The organism is Gimesia sp., assembly GCF_048260065.1.
GTDB lineage: Bacteria > Planctomycetota > Planctomycetia > Planctomycetales > Planctomycetaceae > Gimesia.
Genome location: NZ_JBLXHC010000001.1, coordinates 507748 through 525939 on the forward strand (window position 1 = coordinate 507748; position 18192 = coordinate 525939).

Annotated in this window: 15 protein-coding genes; 1 reads left to right on the forward strand and 14 read right to left on the reverse strand. The window is 52.2% G+C overall.

What is annotated here, in order from left to right; translation table 11 throughout:
• Positions 1–11 precede the first annotated feature (11 nt).
• Entirely contained in the window at positions 12–1358 is a 1347-nt protein-coding gene (locus ACN0YN_RS01805; RefSeq protein WP_417383265.1) for a DUF1501 domain-containing protein, read from the reverse strand.
• 242 nt (positions 1359–1600) lie between these two features.
• The gene (locus ACN0YN_RS01810) at positions 1601–1888 is read right to left on the reverse strand and encodes a hypothetical protein (RefSeq protein ID WP_417383266.1); all 288 of its coding nucleotides are present in this window, start codon (positions 1886–1888) and stop codon (positions 1601–1603) included.
• A gap of 473 nt (positions 1889–2361) precedes the next feature.
• Here ACN0YN_RS01810 and ACN0YN_RS01815 point away from each other — a divergent pair, with 473 nt between their 5' ends.
• A complete protein-coding gene (locus tag ACN0YN_RS01815) occupies positions 2362–3810 on the forward strand; it encodes a DUF1501 domain-containing protein (protein ID WP_417383267.1) in 1449 nt (482 codons plus the stop codon).
• 19 nt (positions 3811–3829) lie between these two features.
• Here ACN0YN_RS01815 and ACN0YN_RS01820 read toward each other — a convergent pair whose 3' ends face one another.
• The 12 genes from ACN0YN_RS01820 to ACN0YN_RS01875 all read right to left on the reverse strand — a co-directional run bounded on the left by ACN0YN_RS01820 (position 3830) and on the right by ACN0YN_RS01875 (position 18007).
• Entirely contained in the window at positions 3830–4969 is a 1140-nt protein-coding gene (locus ACN0YN_RS01820) for an ABC transporter permease (protein ID WP_417383268.1), read from the reverse strand.
• Positions 4966–5697: an ABC transporter ATP-binding protein gene (locus ACN0YN_RS01825; protein ID WP_417383269.1), complete on the reverse strand. Its 732-nt coding sequence runs from the start codon at positions 5695–5697 to the stop codon at positions 4966–4968. Before ACN0YN_RS01825 ends, ACN0YN_RS01820 begins: the two co-directional genes overlap by 4 nt.
• A gap of 2 nt (positions 5698–5699) precedes the next feature.
• Positions 5700–7253, reverse strand: a complete 1554-nt coding sequence (locus ACN0YN_RS01830; protein WP_417383270.1) for an HlyD family secretion protein — start codon at positions 7251–7253, stop codon at positions 5700–5702.
• Positions 7254–7256: 3 nt separating this feature from the next.
• Complete coding sequence (locus ACN0YN_RS01835; RefSeq protein ID WP_417383271.1) at positions 7257–7802, reverse strand: hypothetical protein; 546 nt, start codon at positions 7800–7802, stop codon at positions 7257–7259.
• A 53-nt stretch (positions 7803–7855) separates the two neighbouring features.
• A complete protein-coding gene (locus ACN0YN_RS01840) occupies positions 7856–9025 on the reverse strand; it encodes an ABC transporter permease (protein ID WP_417383272.1) in 1170 nt (389 codons plus the stop codon).
• Between the two features lie 103 nt (positions 9026–9128).
• The gene (locus tag ACN0YN_RS01845) at positions 9129–9506 is read right to left on the reverse strand and encodes a hypothetical protein (RefSeq protein WP_417383273.1); all 378 of its coding nucleotides are present in this window, start codon (positions 9504–9506) and stop codon (positions 9129–9131) included.
• Positions 9507–9566: 60 nt separating this feature from the next.
• Complete coding sequence (locus tag ACN0YN_RS01850; RefSeq protein ID WP_417383274.1) at positions 9567–10742, reverse strand: multiheme c-type cytochrome; 1176 nt, start codon at positions 10740–10742, stop codon at positions 9567–9569.
• A complete protein-coding gene (locus ACN0YN_RS01855; protein ID WP_417383275.1) occupies positions 10739–12886 on the reverse strand; it encodes a tetratricopeptide repeat protein in 2148 nt (715 codons plus the stop codon). The genes ACN0YN_RS01850 and ACN0YN_RS01855 overlap by 4 nt, the downstream gene beginning before the upstream one ends.
• A 202-nt stretch (positions 12887–13088) precedes the next feature.
• A complete protein-coding gene (locus ACN0YN_RS01860; RefSeq protein ID WP_417383276.1) occupies positions 13089–15212 on the reverse strand; it encodes a neutral/alkaline non-lysosomal ceramidase N-terminal domain-containing protein in 2124 nt (707 codons plus the stop codon).
• Between the two features lie 165 nt (positions 15213–15377).
• Positions 15378–15812: a carboxypeptidase-like regulatory domain-containing protein gene (locus ACN0YN_RS01865; RefSeq protein WP_417383277.1), complete on the reverse strand. Its 435-nt coding sequence runs from the start codon at positions 15810–15812 to the stop codon at positions 15378–15380.
• Positions 15813–15913: 101 nt separating this feature from the next.
• Positions 15914–16912 (reverse strand): DUF1559 domain-containing protein, encoded by a 999-nt coding sequence (locus ACN0YN_RS01870; RefSeq protein ID WP_417383278.1) that lies wholly within the window; start codon positions 16910–16912, stop codon positions 15914–15916.
• Positions 16913–17143: 231 nt separating this feature from the next.
• Positions 17144–18007 carry a DUF1559 domain-containing protein gene (locus tag ACN0YN_RS01875; protein WP_417383279.1) on the reverse strand — a complete coding sequence of 288 codons (864 nt, stop codon included), beginning with the start codon at positions 18005–18007 and terminating at the stop codon, positions 17144–17146.
• Between the last annotated feature and the right edge of the window lie 185 nt (positions 18008–18192).

Sequence of the window (18192 nt, forward strand, 5' to 3'; positions counted from 1 at the left end):
GAGCGGGGGTGTTATACCAGTTCGCGGATCGGGGTCTGTTCATCGATCAGGTACTGAGGTCGGCCGTTATTGTCCTCGATGGTTGTGGACGCGACATCGATACCCAGGTTGTGATACAGGGTCGCGAAGACTTCCTGCATATGTACGGGACGGTCGACCGCTTCTTCTCCCAGACGGTTCGTGGAACCGATGACCTGACCGGTTTTCATGCCACCACCTGCCATCAGAGCAGCGTGCACGCGCGGCCAATGATCGCGACCAGCATTCTTGTTGATTTTAGGAGTGCGTCCGAATTCACCCCAGACCAGAACGGTGACATCTTTGTCCATGCCTCGTTCGTGCAGGTCTTCTACCAGGGCGGCGACGCCTTGATCGAGCAGGGGGATGACACTGCGGGCATGGCCAAAATTATTCCCATGCCAGTCGAAATGCGCAAAGCTGCAGGTGACACAACGTGCTCCTGCTTCCACGGCGCGACGGGCCAGCAGGAAGCGGGACATGATCGCCTGGTACCCCATATCCAGCGGGTATTTCAGAACTTTCGGATCATCTTTTCCGTATCGTGCCCTGACCTTGGGATCCTCTTTTTCAAGGTTCAACGCCTCAACCAGTCGGGAGGAAGAAAGGACTTCCAGTGCCTGCTTCGTGTAGCCATCGTAGGTTCCGTCTGTCAGTTTTGTCTCAGAGACGCGACGGAAACGATCCAGGTTATTTAACAGGCTGGCACGTTCATTGAGTCGGGAATTCGAGATGGAGTTGAGTGTCATGTTCTCCATCACATCGCCATCCGGCCGGAACGGTGCATGTTCCAGACCCAGAAAGCCCGGGCCTTTAATGTTCCATGGATTGTGTGCCATCGTGTGTGACAGGTCGATGTAAGCCGGCACCGTTGAATGCACGGGCCCTTTCACTTTGGAAATTGCTGATCCGACGGCAGGCCAGCCCCCCTGTGGTTGTGCGCTGCGGAAATGATGTCCGGTACAGCATTCGAATGAATCGTGACGTCCTTCTGCACCAACGAGTGAGCGAATGATCGAAAATTTATCCATCATGCCGGCAACACGAGGCATGAGTTCGCTGATCTGAATGCCGGGGACGTTGGTATTGATCGGTTTGAATTCGCCGCGGATTTCATCAGGGGCTTCCGGCTTTAAATCAAACATGTCCTGGTGAGGAGGACCGCCTGCCAGGAAGATCATGATGACGGCTTTATGAGAAGAACGCTTCCCGCTTTCTTCCTGTGCTTTCAAAATCTGAGGCAGAGACAGCCCGCCCATGGCGAGGCCACCAATCTGCATGAAAGAACGTCGCGGCATCCGGTCGCATAAACGAATCGATTGATCTTCAATCCTGAGCATCTATTAGGAGCTTTCCGATAAGATGAAACTGCTTTTAAATCGAGGCTTGAAAAAGGCTTATCTATCACATAAGCGTACACTCATGAGATGGATTTGAATAGAAGAATCGGCTAAAATGAAAGGAAAATTAAGAAATTATCCGAAACCTGTTCTATCCTTACAGAATGACGTGTTCAAACTCTGCCTGTCTTTCAATTCAGAGCAGGCAGTACGAACCGGATTTCTTGTTTGACAGGGTGATTTCAGGATCTTTTTTTGAAGGCGACCCGACGGTCTTCGATATCACCACAGACTGCGAGACGGTAAGAATTGCCATTTTCTACCAGCGCAATTCCGCCTTGTGGTGCGGCATTGCAGGTAATCCAGCCTTTGCCTTCCAGGGCGTGCAGATATTGAGTGACCCGGTTGAGAGAAGGGATTTCAAATTCGGAAGCAATCTGTTCCGTGTTGGGGGCAATCCCTGAGCGATCAATTTCTCGAGTAATAAAATCCAGAATTTTCTGTTGTCGATCAGTTAAATACTGGTTCATGATTTCTCCTGTGCGCATCACGGCGCGCGTTGCGGGGCGCAAAATGAGCCCACATCATCCTTGAGAATCAGACCCGGATTCCAATACAGGTCTTTTAGAAGAAAACAGTAATTTTAATTTTCAACGTGACTTCCTTCAGCGAGCCACACGCGGCCACCACCTGGTGAACGGGGAGGGAATCAGTTAGCGAAAAGCATATATACGGTATCGTCGATCGTCAATCAGAATTTGAAGTGTGATTTTCTGATTTGATCTCATTCTGCTGAATTTACAGTGAATCAAAGCCCGAAAATTTTCCAATGAGATTATCGTTACCAGTTGTCCCTGATTGAGAAAAACAGCATCGGATGAGATACTTTCTTTCAATTGGACTTTTACTCAGTATCACATTAGATTATATTGATGTGAATATATAAGGTATATTAAGATAACTGCTTGCGCCCACTGTTTCATCTCTTGTCCTCAGGAGAGTCATGATGCCTGCGAATACGCCTGCCTGCCATCCCGCCATGTCCCGCCGGACCGCATTGGAAGTTGGCTCAATCAGTCTGCTTGGTTTTGGAATCAACCATCTGGACGCGCTCCGCGCGGAAGCTGCTGCTCCCCCCAAACATCAGACTGCAAAGTCCTGTATCTTTATTTTTCTCTCGGGTGGACTTTCACAGCATGAAAGCTTCGACATGAAGCCGGAAGCGAGTGCCGAGGTTCGTGGTGAATTCAATCCGATTTCAACTAAGATACCCGGCCTGCAGGTTTCAGAACATCTGCCGATGCTGGCGAAACGCAGTCATCTCTGGTCAGTCTGTCGGACACTGACACATGGCACGAATGAGCATTCGATGGGCCATCACATTATGCTGACAGGACGCTCGGATATTCCCGTGGGATTCAACCCGAGCCGACCGATGAGTACCGACCATCCTTCGATTGCCGCGATTGCCGGCGATGTCATCCGCTCACGCACGAACCTGCCTCCGGCGATTGTGCTTCCCGATAAAATCGTGCATCGCACCGGGCGTGTTGTACCGGGACAGTTCGCCGGCCGCATGGGTTCCAATCGTGATCCCTGGTTTATTGAAGCATCGCCGTTTCATGTGCAGTCGTATGGCGCGTTTCCTGAATATGCGTTCGACCATCAGCAACGCGGAGGCAGCGATAATCGGGTCTTCCAGACACCACATCTGAAACTCTCGCAAGGCATGACCCAGAAACGGATGGGCAATCGAATCGGTTTGCTCAAGGAACTGGGGAAACAGCGCGAAGTTCTCGACATCGCCGGTCAGGTGGAAAGTTTTGATCGCTATCGCAGTGCTGCCATTTCCTTGCTCAATGATGACAAAGTGCATTATGCGATGGATGTCACTCACGCTGACGATAAAGTCCAGGAACGTTACGGCAAGAATTCGTTCGGCTGGTCCCTGTTGATGGCACGACGTCTGGTGGAAACCGGAGTCAACCTGGTTCAGGTCAACCTGGGAAATAACGAATCATGGGATACGCACGGCAATATCTTTCCGCATCTCAAAGATAAGCTGCTGCCACCAACCGACCGGGCTGTCTCCGCTTTACTGGACGACCTGGAAGCCAGTGGCCGCCTGAAAGATACACTGGTCGTGATGTGCAGCGAATTCGGACGGACTCCGAAAATTTCGCAACTGGCGAAAGTCTATGCCCGACCGGGCCGCGATCACTGGGGGGCGACGCAGTCGGTCTTCTTTGCGGGCGGTGGTGTCAAAGGGGGACGTGTGATCGGGAAGACGGATAAGATTGGCGGCTTCCCCATCGATCAGCCACAGAAACCGGAAAATTTCGCCGCAACCATTTATCGCGCCTTAGGTCTACCACAAACCACTTACTGGCACGATGATGTCGACCGTCCCCACTTCATCTATGAAGGGGACCCGATCGCCGGACTCACCTGATCACAAACAGAATTGTAGATCAGGCATTACGTAAAGCGGGGACGATTTCAGCACGCGAGGCATAGCTGGCAGGGATGATGCCGGCACAGATTCCTGTCAAGCAGGCCAGCAGCATGCCAACCCAGGCCAGATGCAGCGATGGAATAAAGGCGACCGTCACCGCTTCTGCACCGACAGACAAGCTGCTTAATTTGAGTGTCACCAGTGCAGTTCCGACCCCCAGAATACCGCCTGCAACACTGAGGAAAGTGCTCTCTGCCAGAACCAGCGCGAAGACTTTGAATCCGGAAAAACCGAGTGTACGCAACACCGCATGTTCCTGGATACGGTCTTCGACCGACATCAGCGTGGTGGTCGCAACCAGAGCCAGCACCAGTCCTACACAGGCCAGCCCCAGGTAGTGGGCCATCTCAATCAACTGCGACAGATCACCCAGACTCTTGGCCTGAAACACTCCCTTAGCTCGTGTATTCGTTTCTACCGGACCTTTACGATATCGCTCGTCAATGGCGGCTCCGATTTGGGTGGGATCTGCGCCGGGCTTGAGTATCACTTCCAGTTGTGTCACAGTGCCGACCAGATTCGCGCCCTGACGACGCTGCAGAAATTCCAGATGGCTGTAGATGTAATTTTCTTCTGCGGGATTGTCCGATCGATAGATGCCGGCGACATTCACAGAGAGATCCCCGATCGAAAACTTGTCCCCGACTTTGATCTTCCTGCGACTGGCAACGGCCTGACCCACAATGGCCGCATCCTGATGAGTTTCGAATTCATCCCAGTTACCTGTCACAAATTCAAAGTCACGCGCGGAACGCAGTTTTTTCGGCGGGACGCCATAAAATACCACCACGTCCAGGCTCGCACGACAGTTGTTCGTAAAGACCTGAATGGGAATCACATCTTTCACCCCTTTCAATCGGGAAATCTGCTGATCGTAATCCTGGGGAAGGTGACTGGTGGCGGGACAAAATTTGTTGGCCTGAAAGACGATTAACGATCCCCGGGCTTCCTGTCGCTGCTTGAGATCGTTCATGCCTTCCTGAATCGACTGAATAAAGCAGAAGACAAACAATGCGACCGCAGAACCTGCGACGGTCAGCATGGTCCGGGCACGATGCCCCCACAGCGTTTTCATGATGTAAGCGATCAGTTTCATAATGCCTCTCCATGCGGGGCGGCTGCCGCAGTCATTGCAGATTTCGCTGAAGCGAAACGTTGAACCAGCTTGCCGTGATCCAGGTAAAACTGTCGGTCAGCAATGGCAGCCGCTTCGGCATCATGGGTGACCATCAGCATGGTAATGTCCAGCTCCCGGTTCAGTCGTTTTAATAACGCCAGAATCTGGTCGGAAGTTTCCGGATCCAGGTCTCCCGTCGGTTCGTCAGCAACGACGATCTTGGGGTGTTTAACGATGGCGCGGGCGATGCCCACCCGCTGTTCCTGTCCCCCTGACATCTGGCGGGGATAGTGATCCGCCCGGTCCAGCAGGTCGACTGCCTGCAGAGCGACTTCCACCCGTTTTCTGCGTTCTGAACGGGACATGGGTAACAGCAGCAGTGGAAGTTCTACGTTTTCGTAAGCAGTTAAAACGGGGACCAGGTTGTGTGTCTGAAAAATATAACCCAGGTTTGCTGCCCGCCAGTCTGCCAGTTGCGAGCGGGATAGTTTTGTGATTTCGACTCCATCGACACTGATTGAACCAGAGTTCGGATGATCAATGCTGGCGATCAGATTGAGCAGCGTTGATTTTCCCGTTCCGCTGGCACCCATGAGTGACAGGAACTCTCCCTGTTCAATCTCCAGGCTGACCTGATCCAGGGGAGTGATTGTTTCTCCCCCTTTGTGATATCGTTTTGTCAGATTGTTGATCACAACAAGTGGCATATTCAGTTTCCTTTTTGATCAGTTTCACCGGTGATTGTGATCCGGTCGCCAGATTCCAGATCGGCAGTGGAGGATGAAATCAGGTGGCTCGTCAGATTCAAACCGTCTGTCACCTCGACCAGGGGACCGCTGGAACTGGTAGCAGTTTGAATGATTTGTGGCTGTGCTCTGCGGGTCGATTGATCGGCGACCCAGACGATATTTTGCCTGGCTGCATTCTGTTCGATCATATTCCTTGGAATGTAAATGCGTGTTTCTTCTTGATCTGCCTCCGTATTTCCTGCAGGCTCAGGGGCCAGAAAGGTGACATCAACCAGCATCTCCGGTTTCAATACCGGGTTGGAACCATCGATGTCGACTTTGACCTGCAGCGTATTTTTCTGGATGTCCGCTTCGGAGCTTATGAAGAGCACCTTGCCGGTGACTGGCTGGCTGAGTGCGGGGTTGTTGATTTGCACGGGCTGGTTCAGCCTGACTTTGGGGATATCCTCAAAGCGGACATCGACACGGATCTGCAGCATCTCCGGCTGATACATGGTGACAACGGTGCTGCCGTCATGGCTTGACATCTGAGTCAGCATATTGCCGATACTGGATCCCGGATGACCGATCAGTCGATAAATGCGACCGGTAACCGGGGCACGAATCGTCATGCGGTCTACTGTCAGTTGAGCCTGATCGACGGCGACACGCGCCTGGTCCAGCCGGGCAGTGGCTGCCTGAATCAAAGCGATCGTTTCGTCCCGCGCCTGGGTTTCTTCGGTCAGCAGTTCCAGTTCCCGTTGCAACGCAACGCAGCGGGCTTTGAGCGCTTTGCGTTCTGCGACCAGAGATACGTTGCGGCCCTCCAGCTCTTCGGCAGCGGCCCGCGCTGATTCCAACGCTGTTAATGCTTCATCAACGGCCCGTTGAGTGACAGCAGCTTTAGCTGACAATCTGCGTTTGTAGTCCGTCTGGGCAAAATTTAATTCTGCCTGTGCCCGACGGATCATGAAGGGGAGGTTCTTGAGTTCGGTTTCAATTTTCGCCAGTTCCGCTTCAGCGGCTCTGAGTGTGGCTTCGCGGTGTACGGGTTGCGCCAGGCGAACTTCTGCCGCCGCTAAGGTGGCTTTAGCCTGTTCTAACTCTGCCTCGCGGAGCTTGAGGTTTGCAGTCGCAGCACGCAATGAAAGTGCGGCGTCTTCCTTGACCAGCTGGGCAATCGGTTCTCCCTGTTTAACTTCCTGATCTTCGACAACCAGTAGCTCTTCGATTACGCCGGGTGATAACGCAGCCACACGGATAGGGGTGGGCCGCGGTTCAACCCAGCCTGCTGCCTGGAATAAAGGGGTGCCGGCATTGCGAATCGACGTTTGCGTCACAATGACGGGCATTACTGTCACCTGCCGGGGAGGGAAAATCAAATCTCGGGATGCCCAGGAAATGAGCATCAGAAAACCCACTATAAGCAAGCCTGGCAGGAGATATCGTGTGATAATCCGCAATCGCGTGTGCCCTCGTACCTGTGAGGGCGCACTGCGATCAATGGCTAATTGAGAAAGGTCTACTTGCGACATGACTTACTTCCGTACAAAGATACCATTGGCAAACACGGTCAGGTTTCCAGCATCGTCCCGTTTGGCTTTCCCTTTGACCACGACGGTCTGCAGCTCTTTCAGGTTTAACAGCTTGCGAGCATCTTCGTTGATGAGAGTGCCATCCTGATTCACGACTTTAACCAATGCTGTTGCAGTCGGGAGTTTGTCGGTTTCACAGCAGTAATCCCAGGGTTTTTCACAACCGTCTCCTTCAATGTCAGAGCACGCTTTCAGCGAGTTATCGACGATAGAAAAGGCGGCACGACCATCGACCCAGGGGTTTTCACTCCCACCAATGCGGCCCACTACGACGACTTCCGCATCATCTTCAGCCGATTGACGCGCCGCGATGACTTCTTCTGCTCCCGCGGGTTCGCTGGTAAGCAGAACCTTAGTGGTGGTGGCAGATTCAGATGCAGTCGGTTCGTTCGAAGTAGACTGTTCTGGAGTAGAAGCAGACTGTCCGCATCCGGAGACCAGGCCGATAAGAACAGCAGAGAAAACAAAGTGGTTTACTAGACGTTTCATTCGTATCAATCCTTTTGAAAAATAAATGTTCGAACACAGCGTTCGAGAGTTGGTTAAACTGATTTTAAACCATCGACCACAGGCAAGCGGAGTGCACGCAGAGCAGGGGGAATGGCTCCCAGCAACCCCAGTAGCACACCGACACCGCAGCCGATTAACAGGGAAATACTATCGATCTGGAGCGAAAATGCTCCCATGGTAAAACGCACCGCAATTCCATTAATCAGAAATACGGCGATCAGAGCGGCAATCAGGCTGGCGGCAGTCGACAGCAGCATACCTTCCTGAATCAGACTGATCACAATCGCGCGGCGTAAAAAGCCGAGTGTCTGCAGGGTAGATAACTCACGTGTGCGGCCGACGACGGCACCATAGAGTGTATTCAAGCCGGCAAACACTCCTGCACCCGAAACAAGAAAGACGACCAGCCAGGCCAGCATCCGAATCGGGCCGTAATCTTTTTTCAGCCCCTGGTAATAATTAATTTCACGCAAGGCCTGCAGTTCGAGGTCGAGTCGTTCCTTGCAGAACAGATCCAGGTCGGGGAAGTCGGCTGGAGAGTTCATTGTGACGGCGACCAGACTCAGGTCCTGCCGTTTCATGGCCTGCTGCAGTTCATCCAGGCGACACCAGATTTCCGATTCGAATGCAGAATCAGCTGCTGAGAATGTCCCGCTGATCCGCCACATACGTCCTTCCAGAAGAATATTCTTTCCGACAGCCAACTGCTGATCAGTGAGACCCAGTTTGGTGGCGACGAGTATGCCGATCAGTACTTCGCCCGGACCAGGCCAGGACCCCGATTCCAGTTCCACCTGCCTGCGGACCAGCAGGGCAGACTGAGTGACGCCCCGGACCAGTCCCATTGAGGAATGCCCTTCGTCAGCCAGTTCAATCTGAGTTCCCAGATAAAGTTCCGGCGAGACATACTTGCGATCATTCAATTCTTTAATCCCGGACACACTGGCGGCCACCAGTTCACTGCTACGCATGGGAATGGATGAGTATTCCAGGTTTTCGCCCATACCCAGCGAAAACAGCAACGCAACCTGGGGATCGCCACTGGCAGTCAGCGAGTGTTCCAGCCCGCGGATAAATCCGATGACGATGAAGACCAATACGATCACAGTGGTCAAGCCGGAGAGTGTCAACAGAGTGCGCACCGGTCTCCTGAAGAGATTACGTACGCCATATTCCCAGGGAATAAGTGAGAACCAGTGCATTAATTGTCATTCTGTAAATGTCCGCAGACGCACCGTAACAGGCGCGCAGCAGAATCGATTCCAGGATCAAATAACAGGAGCGAATCGAGGTTTCAGAATGAAATCAGCACTGAAAGGACATGTGCAGAGAGCGCAGCGCGCGCCCATAGAGAGGAACAGTTTCCGCGAGAATAGAGGGATGAATCTGTTCGATACTGCCGGTCTGAACGGAGAGGTTGATCAACGGTAGCGTGATCCAGCAGGCAGGAGCAGAAATGTCATCCAGCTGTGTTACCTGTTCCTGAATGGCTCCCGAGCAGAGACATTGACAACAGTCCGTATCTGAAGCAGGAACGAGCGGCGGTTGTTCTGAATGCGACTGACAATGGCTGCAGCAGCTGTGTGTCGTTGTTTCCGTACCGGCAGTGTCTTCTGGCATGCAGTTGAAGGGGCAGACCAGAATCAGCAGCGAAAACAGGATGGATAAAACGTTGGTCGTCACAAAATGCTTTCAGGTTAAAGTACCATTACATCGTAATGGCCAACGCAACGTCTGACAACATCAGTTTGGTTTGTTCAATAGAAATTCGGGGAAGCGCTCCTTATCCCGTTCACGGATACGAATCCAGTGATCCGTGAACGGCAGGTTATCGTGGACCTGAACCGCAGGCATATGACATTGCAAGCATTGACTTTGCATGGATTCTTTAGAGCAGACCGGAGCGTGATCTTTCAAATCGCTATGACACTTCAGACAGATCTGGCGATAAAATTCGGGATCTCTGCTGGCCTGTTGATGAGGGTTGTGGCAGGTTGTGCAGTCCATACGTGCTGTTTTCCCATCGGCAAATTTCACATCACTCTGCTTCAAAAAACAGGGGCTCTGAGACAGGCCAACAGGGGCGAAGCGAATCAGCAGCTCATTATCCGGATGGATTTCGTCCGGCTCCAGTTGATCGGATCGGCGATGGCATTCGCCGCAGCGGTTGATCGAATCGAGAGGCGTCAGCTGATTCCAGTTGAGAATGTGCAAATTCTTATCCCCCCGTTCTGCCGCCTGGATATGTTCTTCTCCCTCCAGGTGGCAGCGAACACAGGAGACGCCGGGAATCATCTCTTTCGTATTGATTTGTCCCCGTACGTCACCCAGATAGGAAGTATGACAACCAAAACAGTTCAACGTGCTGGCGTGAGAACTGATCTCTCCCAGGGCCTGAATCCCGGTCTGGTCGTGGGCGAGTTCCTGCAGGCCAAGGGTGATGCCTAACTTGTCTGACGGGTACCAGGAGACAATGTGCTGCAGCAGTTCCGACTGGCCCGCTTCATTCGGGAACAGCGAGACCGGAGTGATCGCATGCAGGCCGGAGCCAAAGAGCCATTCAATGCGAACCGGGTTGGGATAGCTGTCGCATTTCACCCAGAGTTCGTTTTTGTCTTTATAAAACTGATATGTGTGTCCATTCTCTTTGAGCGTGATTTCCCTGCCGGCAAATTTATCGATGACATCGGGATCAGAGGCCTTGCGCAGTGTTCTTAAATGCGGCGCACCGGTGTATTGCTGGCAGACTTTGTCGTGGCATTCACAACACTGCTTCATTTTGACCGGTTGTTCGGTGGCACGTACTTTGGGAATAAACAGATTGGATTGATGAGAGTCATTCAGATACCAGGCGGTTCCTGAAATACAGGCCAGCAGCAGAATCAGCAGTGGTGGTATCAGCGGATGTTTCAGGCTCATGGCAGTGTATCCACCATATTCTTGCTGGGGTTCGCCAGTTGATCGTCGGGGTGGAGTTGAATCAGCTTTTGAAATGTTTCTTTAGCCCCCTCCGGGTTTCCCGATTCCAGCTGGATCTGAGCTTTCGCGTACAATGATTCGCTGTCTTCGGCGGTCAGTTCTTTCAGGGCTGCTTCCCAGTCTCCGTGAGTATAGTGTTCGATGGCACGAAAGAGTGAATCAGGGACAGTTCGCGGCTCTACCAGTTCTTTCATGAGCGGACCAGCATTGGGTAGAGTGACATCTGATGCTCCTCTGGAATCGAAAGCGGCATTAGATCGTAAGAGACTGGAATCCAGATGCCCGATCTCCAGTTTTTCCTGGTAGGCCAGCTCTTCCTGACAGAGATGGAATTCCTGACGCACCGCCGGTGTCGGGTAATGCTGCAACAAGGGATGCAGTACTCTCAGGGCAGCGGTATAGAGCTCCATGGCGCGAAAAGTTCGTGCCTGCAACAACGCCGGGTGCAGATTGGGAGAACCGGTCAGAATACCCCACCAGTCAGAACACTCAGGTGTGCCGGACGGATCGGGCAGAGAATAGGTCCACTGTTTCCGGTTCAGAAAATCTTTGACGGGCAACAGGGCCACAATTTTGGGGCTGCTCAATAATTCCCCCGACCAGCCATAGGGGATGACGGCGGCATCGACCGACATGGGCTGCCAGCGGCTGTCGACCAGCGCGCGAATTGTCTGAGTGTCTCCGTTGGGGACGAGCAGGAGCTGGCAGTTTCGTTTTTTCAGGCGAATCCACCAGCCACCCCAGCTGTTATCGGCCCGGGGATGTTGAAACTCCCAGCCATGAGACAGTTCTGCATTCAGCGACAGTTCGTCGAACAGATGTCCCTGAAGTAATGCCTGTCTTAAGGTTCTGACGGGGCGGATTTTACGGTCGGCTTTGATCCAGGTCAGCATGCCGGTGGATGTGATGTCCATTCCATGCGCGGTCCCTTCGTATTTGACCGGGCCGATGGCTTGTACCAGCAGTGTGGTGTCCAGTTCGGGAGTGATCCCCCAGCCCAGTCGCTGTGACTGCCCTGCCAACGTTCCAGAAGCGGACTTGAAGCAGATGACGAGAACTGCGATGACCAGCAATGCTCTGCCCATTAAAGGCGAGATGTACTTGGATACTTTCAAACTGTTGAATGAAACCGAATGAGCAGCCAGGCACTGACAGGCAAGCAGACAGATGCCGATCGAACAGGGAGCCAGGCAGTCCTGATTCGTCCAGGCGGGAATCGCGAACAGGACGAAGGTGATGCTCTCGATCCAACCTCTCGAAGAAACCAGCAGACAGGCGGCCATCCCCACAGACAACAGGCCCAGCCCGATGACTTCGATTGTCACACCGTTTAAAAATGTCGGTTTCCAGACGGTCGAAGCGAGCAGACCATGTTCATAGAACAGACCGGGGAAGAGTTGAAGCAACGAATCACAGGGAGTCAACCAGCCCCGAGGGGTGAGCATGATGGCGATTAACGCAGCCAGGACAAGCAGGCCAGATTGCTTACGTAACAAAGCATGATCAGTTCGAATTCCCGGCAGCCAGGGAACACAGGCGACAACAGCGATTCCCAGAAGACTGAGAGGCGCCAGATTGGCCCAGGCTAGCAGAGTCAGTAAAACAGCGAGTAATTTTTTCGTATCGGGACCCCGCGCCCAGCGTTCTGTCAGCAGCCAGGTCAGGAATAGAAACCAGCAGTCGAACAGTCGCGGCGAGGGTTGCCAGGCAGCGTTTGCTGTTACAAATGCCAGGATGACAATGGTAAAAGCAGTCCACTGCAGACGTGTTTCGAAGTGCCGCAGGATCCCATACGACAGTAATCCGGCGGCGAGAAATTTGAACAGCATCAACCCTGATACTCCCGCGATCTGCAGCGTCAGGAAAAAGGGGAGTCCGCCCAGCCAGTCTGCCTCTGCGACATTTGTACCTGCCGTCAACAGGGGGCCTGGGGGAGTCAGATCGGACAGGACAACGCGTCCCCGACTTAACTGCCACCAGAAATCCGGCGCTGCGATCGGCGTCAGGGCAAAGCTGACGGTGACCACGAAGAGCAACCCGCGGCGCAATCTCCGGTCGATCGTGGAATAGTCGTGTTCAATCATGTGGCGCTGGAATCAGAGTTGAAAACGGTATGCAATTGCTGAGAGATGATATCTCTTCCATTATAGAATCGATAGGTGGGTATGAATATGCTGGATTCCAGCCCGAGTCGGAGAAAGTGAAATTCTCGAGCAAACCAACAAAATCAGCCCGATCACAGAGATGATCGGGCTGAAAACTTAGATCAAATGGAATCGTAGATCGCTATTTGGACAGTTTCGCAACTTCCTCGGCTGAGAGAACGCGATTGAATACCGCAATTTCATCCAGGCGACCTTCCCAGTTAGACTGGTTGTCAGTACGTCCACCAAAGAAGAGTTGATCGAGCAGGGGACCGGATTTCGCTGAAGCTGTTTCCAGATCGAGTTCCGGTTTGCCGTTTAGATAGACTTTGAGTGACTTTCCGTCGCGGACCAGAGCCACGTGATTCCAGGTCCAGCGTTCGATGGCAGTTTTACCCGCATGCAGTTTGCGGTCGGCGCCATTCATGAAGACCAGTTTGCCGGGAAACTCGGTACCACCCACTCCCAGGTGATCACCGTAAGCTGCCAGTCCATGATCGGGGCCCTGAGAGAACATCCAGCCACTGATCTCGCGGGCATCCAGTGGCATGCCGTTCCACAGCCAGAGTGAAATCGTAAACTGATCGCTGAGGTCATTGATGCGGGCCTGCAGACGATCTCCGGCAAAATGCACCGCCCGGTTGGTTTCGCCATCCTTGCAGAATGATTTTGAATCCGAGCCTTCCAGGAAATAGGCGATGGCAGGTTCATAGAAGGCATCGCGCTGATTGCCAGACAGATCGCGGGCACGCGGACCGTTGAATTCATCCAGTCGCCAGTATGCAGCTGGTTTGAGTGCGAGAATGTTTTCTACAGCCGGTCCTCGACTCTGATGATAGAACTTGCGACGCTGATTGGTCACTTTCTCCAGCAGTTCCAGATCGGACTCGACGATGCGAGGTTCAGCCAGAACTTCCAGACCCGCTGATCGGGCGGCCCAGGTATTGTAGCCACCCAGCAGATGCTGCTCGGGGGGAGGAATATAGCCGTCGCCCCCATTGGCCAGTTCAATGACCATCGTCTGTTTGAGCGGACTTTGTTTTTTCAGTTTCAGGCCGGTGAGGGCATAAGTTTCATTCGGAGTGGTTGTGATGGCAATATTGCCGATACGCAGTGCCTGGGTGACGATTTCCGTAGACTGACGTTCGTGCAGAATCACCTGCTCACGGGCGTAGATTTCTTCCTGGGTTTTAGGAAGGCGGTCACCCAATTCAGCGACAATCCGTTGTGACCACTCGAGCAACTGTTTATTGGGAACGCGATAGTTCATCTGCAGTCGGTTTTCCGCCATTTCGATATCGGCGTCTTCAAGGTAGTTGATGTTCTCGTATGCCTGCATGGTGATTTTGATCAGCCCGTTTGCATATTCATTGATATCATCGGTGATCGCCCATTGATCTTTGGGCTTTGTGTAGTCGCGGCGGTAAATGTCACCACTGCAGCCATGCGACATGATGGCGACAAACGGGGGCGTATCCTTCGCATCTTTTTTACCGAGCTTTTCCTGCAGGCCATTACAGTACAGTCCGAAGTAGTCGGCAGACAGCGAGGCATCGCCAAAATAGTGCATGGAGAAATTCGCCAATAGGGCAATCGGACGCCCATTTTTGGCACGGAATGAGATCAGCGATAGCTGTGGATCTTCCGGACCGGACTCGCCGACGGCGTTATCCCAGTTGGTACCGGCATGCATGGTGGCACGGACAGTCGGGTTGCCGAACGGATCATTGCGGAGCCGATCGGGACGCAGGATCCAGCGCCTGAGGGCTGTATAGTCGGCGGCGTTTTCCGAACCCCAGCCGACTTGAGCCGGTTCGAGATTGGCTTCTGCGGCTGTGATGGCATCAACCAGTTTTCCTCTGAGGAAGGGGACATAATTAGGGTCAGCGTCAGTTCCCAGACAGGCCAGACTGGAAGGGGCCGAGTGAGCGTGCGTCGCGGAAATCAGAATATGGTCTGCGGGAATTTTGGTGCGCTGTGCGGTCAGTTTTTTTACTTCATCCAGCAGGGGGCGTGGCAGCATGCAACTGTCGACAACAACAATCGCCAGCCGCTCTTCTCCGTCAGCAACGACAATGGCGCGGGCATTCACTTTGGTTTTGACTGTACTCACGCTGCGGCTGGTCATGCTGCCGTTTACGAGTACGGGAAATTGAGTCGGGGTGACATCTACGATGACGGCGCCTGCCTGAAGTTCGGCAAATGCCTGCGAAGGTATCAATAGTGCCAGGGTGGCAAGCAGGAGCGGGGCGAGTGGCGATTTCATAAGAGGGTCCTTTTTGATGGTCAGCCAGTGAGGTCTGTTTTGATGAATCATCACCTTAGAATTGAGTATATCGTCCCGAAATTCCGAGTGAAACGCATATAGTTAAAAATGTTAATTTAATGGGCGTTTCAAAAAACGGACTCCAGGGGAAATCGTAGAATTCCGTTATTTACTTTTCAGATCAAAATTGGCTTCGTGAGTTCCTGCCTGTTCGATTTGTGTGGTCAGCCCGCTGGATGTGCGACTGGCGTATTTCGCGGGAATTTTACTGGCTGCTTTTTCCTTAGGCTGTTCTGCTAACGCCATCGCATTTTGTTCGTCGACCACCGGGGGCGTAACAGTGATTTCATAGACAGAACCGATGTCGGCTTTTGGAAATGTAATTGAATACTGACCGTTGGCATCCAGGTTGGCATAAGCACTTTCTCCGGTCTTAGGAGAGGTAAACTGGATGCTGGCTTCCTGTAGAGGAGAACCGTCTAATGTCACGATTCCTTTGATTTCGACGGCAGGGCGTGAGTCGGTATCACTCCCACAGCCTGAGATCAACAAGGTGGGTATGAAACAGCAGGCGGTGAGATACAACAGTCGAAATTTCATTATGCGATTCCAGTTGAATTGAAAATGATACGATCATGATGGAATCAGATCGTATCATGGAAAAACAGTTTTTCAGCAGCGTGAGAGTTTGAGACCGTTGCTTACCACTCGCCTACTGTTAGGCCATCATCGCGGACACAGAGTTTCTGGATCAGAACCAGATCCGCATTGTCGCTGAGAAAACGAGTGGCACCATCACCGAGCAGAACGTGCACGCCCCCGGTATGATAGGATGTCAAAGGTGTGTTCCAGTCCCACTTGGCATCGGCTTCGGTCCCTGTTGACTTCGGATTGGGGCTATGGAAGACGGAAGTCACGCCGGTTCCGAATTTATGCAGGCCAGCGCCTTCGGCAATCCATTGTGTGACGGTGCCGGTCACGCTTGTTCCGGCCCAGCCTGAAGTATAAATTGACTGGTTCAGTCTGGGAGAACCAGTTGAGCTGCGTGACTGCTCACCAACAATAATGGTATTGGAAGAGCCATCGGTAACATCGCGCAGTCCACGGCATTCATTAATCAACAGGCAGCCTGTGTTGGTAGCATTGCTGAAGTACTGTGTCTGATACGACACATTCGTTCTGCCTGCCGGATCCGGATAGGCACCCATGATGCCGACATACTGGTGCCCCTGTGAGCCCTGTCCCAGTTCGCCATTTGCATACTCAAACTGGGGAGAGGCACTGGAGGGGCACATGAAAATCGGTGTGATGATTTTGTCTTTGAAGTACAGTGTATCACCATTATAAGTGCCGCCGCCCCCTTCCCAGAAATCGACGTCCGTGTTCGGTCCGGTTTTGGTTTTCTCATAAATATTGGCCTGATCCATATAAGGCAATAACGCGAATCGCCAGTTGTTGGGCTGATCGTTGGGGTGCCGGGATCCAATCGGGAATTTGATATACACATCATGATAATTGTGCAGTGCCAGTCCGATCTGCTTCATATTATTCTTGCATTGACTGCGGCGGGCTGCTTCGCGGGCCTGCTGAACGGCAGGCAGGAGCAGGGCAATCAGAATGGCAATAATCGCGATGACAACCAGTAACTCAATGAGTGTAAAAGCAGAACGACGCGTTGGACGCGGAGAGAATACATTCATGGGGAGCCTTTGTAACGTCTTCAGGTGGGACAGGAAGAAGGTAGGAATTTGATAGCGCAAAATGTTTATAATTATTATTTTAAGAGGAATTTAAACATAAAGCAAGGAAATTAAGTAAGGAGTGTTAATAATGTGGTTCGACAGAAAAAAGAGCCACAGGTCCGACTGTGGCTCTTGAGAAATCGTAGCAACTTATTCCGGCAATCTGAATATTGTCAGAATGAACGTCAATTAATATTCGCCGATTACCTCTCCGCCATTTTTGGTCGCGAGATGTACATAAAGCTCGCGATTGATATTCTCGGAGATGAAGCGGACTTTTCCGTCTCCCAGGAGGAAGTGGCATCCACCCGTGTGGGTACTGTTGAATGCATCTGAGTCGGTTCCATTGATTGCCCAGGTAGTCGTGTCGGTCACGTTGGCCATATTATCATGGACATCATCGATCACTCCCATCCAGACTGCACCCACATAATTGCCCATGGTAGCAGCTTCACCTATCTGAATGGTATTGCTGGTTCCATCGGTGAAGTCGCGCATGCGGGAAGTGACAGCACTGGTACCAAAAGTGTAAGCCTGGTTGGTCGCTTCGTTGGTCACACCCTTGTAATTGGATTTACCAAATACTTTGGTGGAGATATCTGTGTTGATGCCACCCATGGGATCAGAAGGGCAGTTATAGACGGGAATGGAAGCCCTGGCTCCAGTTCCACCGGTGTCAATCAAAGCGGTAGTAGTATGCCAGATCGGACAATCTGAGGCACCTTTGGAGTTGCAGTACTGATAGAGAGGAGCCTGATCAATAAACGGCAGAATAAAGAAGCCCCACCCGGTCCGGATATCACCGGTTCCGTCAGCACAGCCACCACCGGGAACGGTATTGTAGCCATAAGGGAAGATGCGGTGTGTTTCATGGTAGTTGTGCAGTGCCAGCCCGATCTGCTTCAAGTTGTTTTTACAGGTACTGCGACGAGCAGCTTCGCGTGCCTGTTGAACAGCTGGCAATAGTAAGGCAATCAAAATCGCGATGATTGCAATAACCACAAGTAGCTCAATCAGGGTAAATCCCTTCTTACTCTGTACGTTCCTCGACATCAAAATAACTCCCCCCTTGAAATTTACAGGATTAAAAAGTGTTGAAGTGAATATTGGGATAGATAGATTTGGTGCAGGTGATCAGGTGTGATAAGAAGTTTTTCAAGAAAAACTGAACATCAAAATCCATTTCTAACGGAACGCAGGGGGGAGGACAACTAATTATTAAAAAATTTTACATATAT

Excerpts from the sequence above, each read along its gene's own strand:
- ACN0YN_RS01830 (WP_417383270.1), bottom strand. The coding sequence starts at position 7,253 with ATGTCGCAAGTAGACCTTTCTCAATTAGCCATTGATCGCAGTGCGCCC.
- ACN0YN_RS01825 (WP_417383269.1), bottom strand. The coding sequence starts at position 5,697 with ATGCCACTTGTTGTGATCAACAATCTGACAAAACGATATCACAAAGGG.
- ACN0YN_RS01815 (WP_417383267.1), top strand. The coding sequence starts at position 2,362 with ATGATGCCTGCGAATACGCCTGCCTGCCATCCCGCCATGTCCCGCCGG.
- ACN0YN_RS01820 (WP_417383268.1), bottom strand. The coding sequence starts at position 4,969 with ATGAAACTGATCGCTTACATCATGAAAACGCTGTGGGGGCATCGTGCC.
- ACN0YN_RS01855 (WP_417383275.1), bottom strand. The coding sequence starts at position 12,886 with ATGATTGAACACGACTATTCCACGATCGACCGGAGATTGCGCCGCGGG.
- ACN0YN_RS01870 (WP_417383278.1), bottom strand. The coding sequence starts at position 16,912 with ATGAATGTATTCTCTCCGCGTCCAACGCGTCGTTCTGCTTTTACACTC.
- ACN0YN_RS01860 (WP_417383276.1), bottom strand. The coding sequence starts at position 15,212 with ATGAAATCGCCACTCGCCCCGCTCCTGCTTGCCACCCTGGCACTATTG.
- ACN0YN_RS01810 (WP_417383266.1), bottom strand. The coding sequence starts at position 1,888 with ATGAACCAGTATTTAACTGATCGACAACAGAAAATTCTGGATTTTATT.
- ACN0YN_RS01840 (WP_417383272.1), bottom strand. The coding sequence starts at position 9,025 with ATGCACTGGTTCTCACTTATTCCCTGGGAATATGGCGTACGTAATCTC.
- ACN0YN_RS01835 (WP_417383271.1), bottom strand. The coding sequence starts at position 7,802 with ATGAAACGTCTAGTAAACCACTTTGTTTTCTCTGCTGTTCTTATCGGC.
- ACN0YN_RS01850 (WP_417383274.1), bottom strand. The coding sequence starts at position 10,742 with ATGAGCCTGAAACATCCGCTGATACCACCACTGCTGATTCTGCTGCTG.
- ACN0YN_RS01875 (WP_417383279.1), bottom strand. The coding sequence starts at position 18,007 with ATGTCGAGGAACGTACAGAGTAAGAAGGGATTTACCCTGATTGAGCTA.
- ACN0YN_RS01805 (WP_417383265.1), bottom strand. The coding sequence starts at position 1,358 with ATGCTCAGGATTGAAGATCAATCGATTCGTTTATGCGACCGGATGCCG.
- ACN0YN_RS01865 (WP_417383277.1), bottom strand. The coding sequence starts at position 15,812 with ATGAAATTTCGACTGTTGTATCTCACCGCCTGCTGTTTCATACCCACC.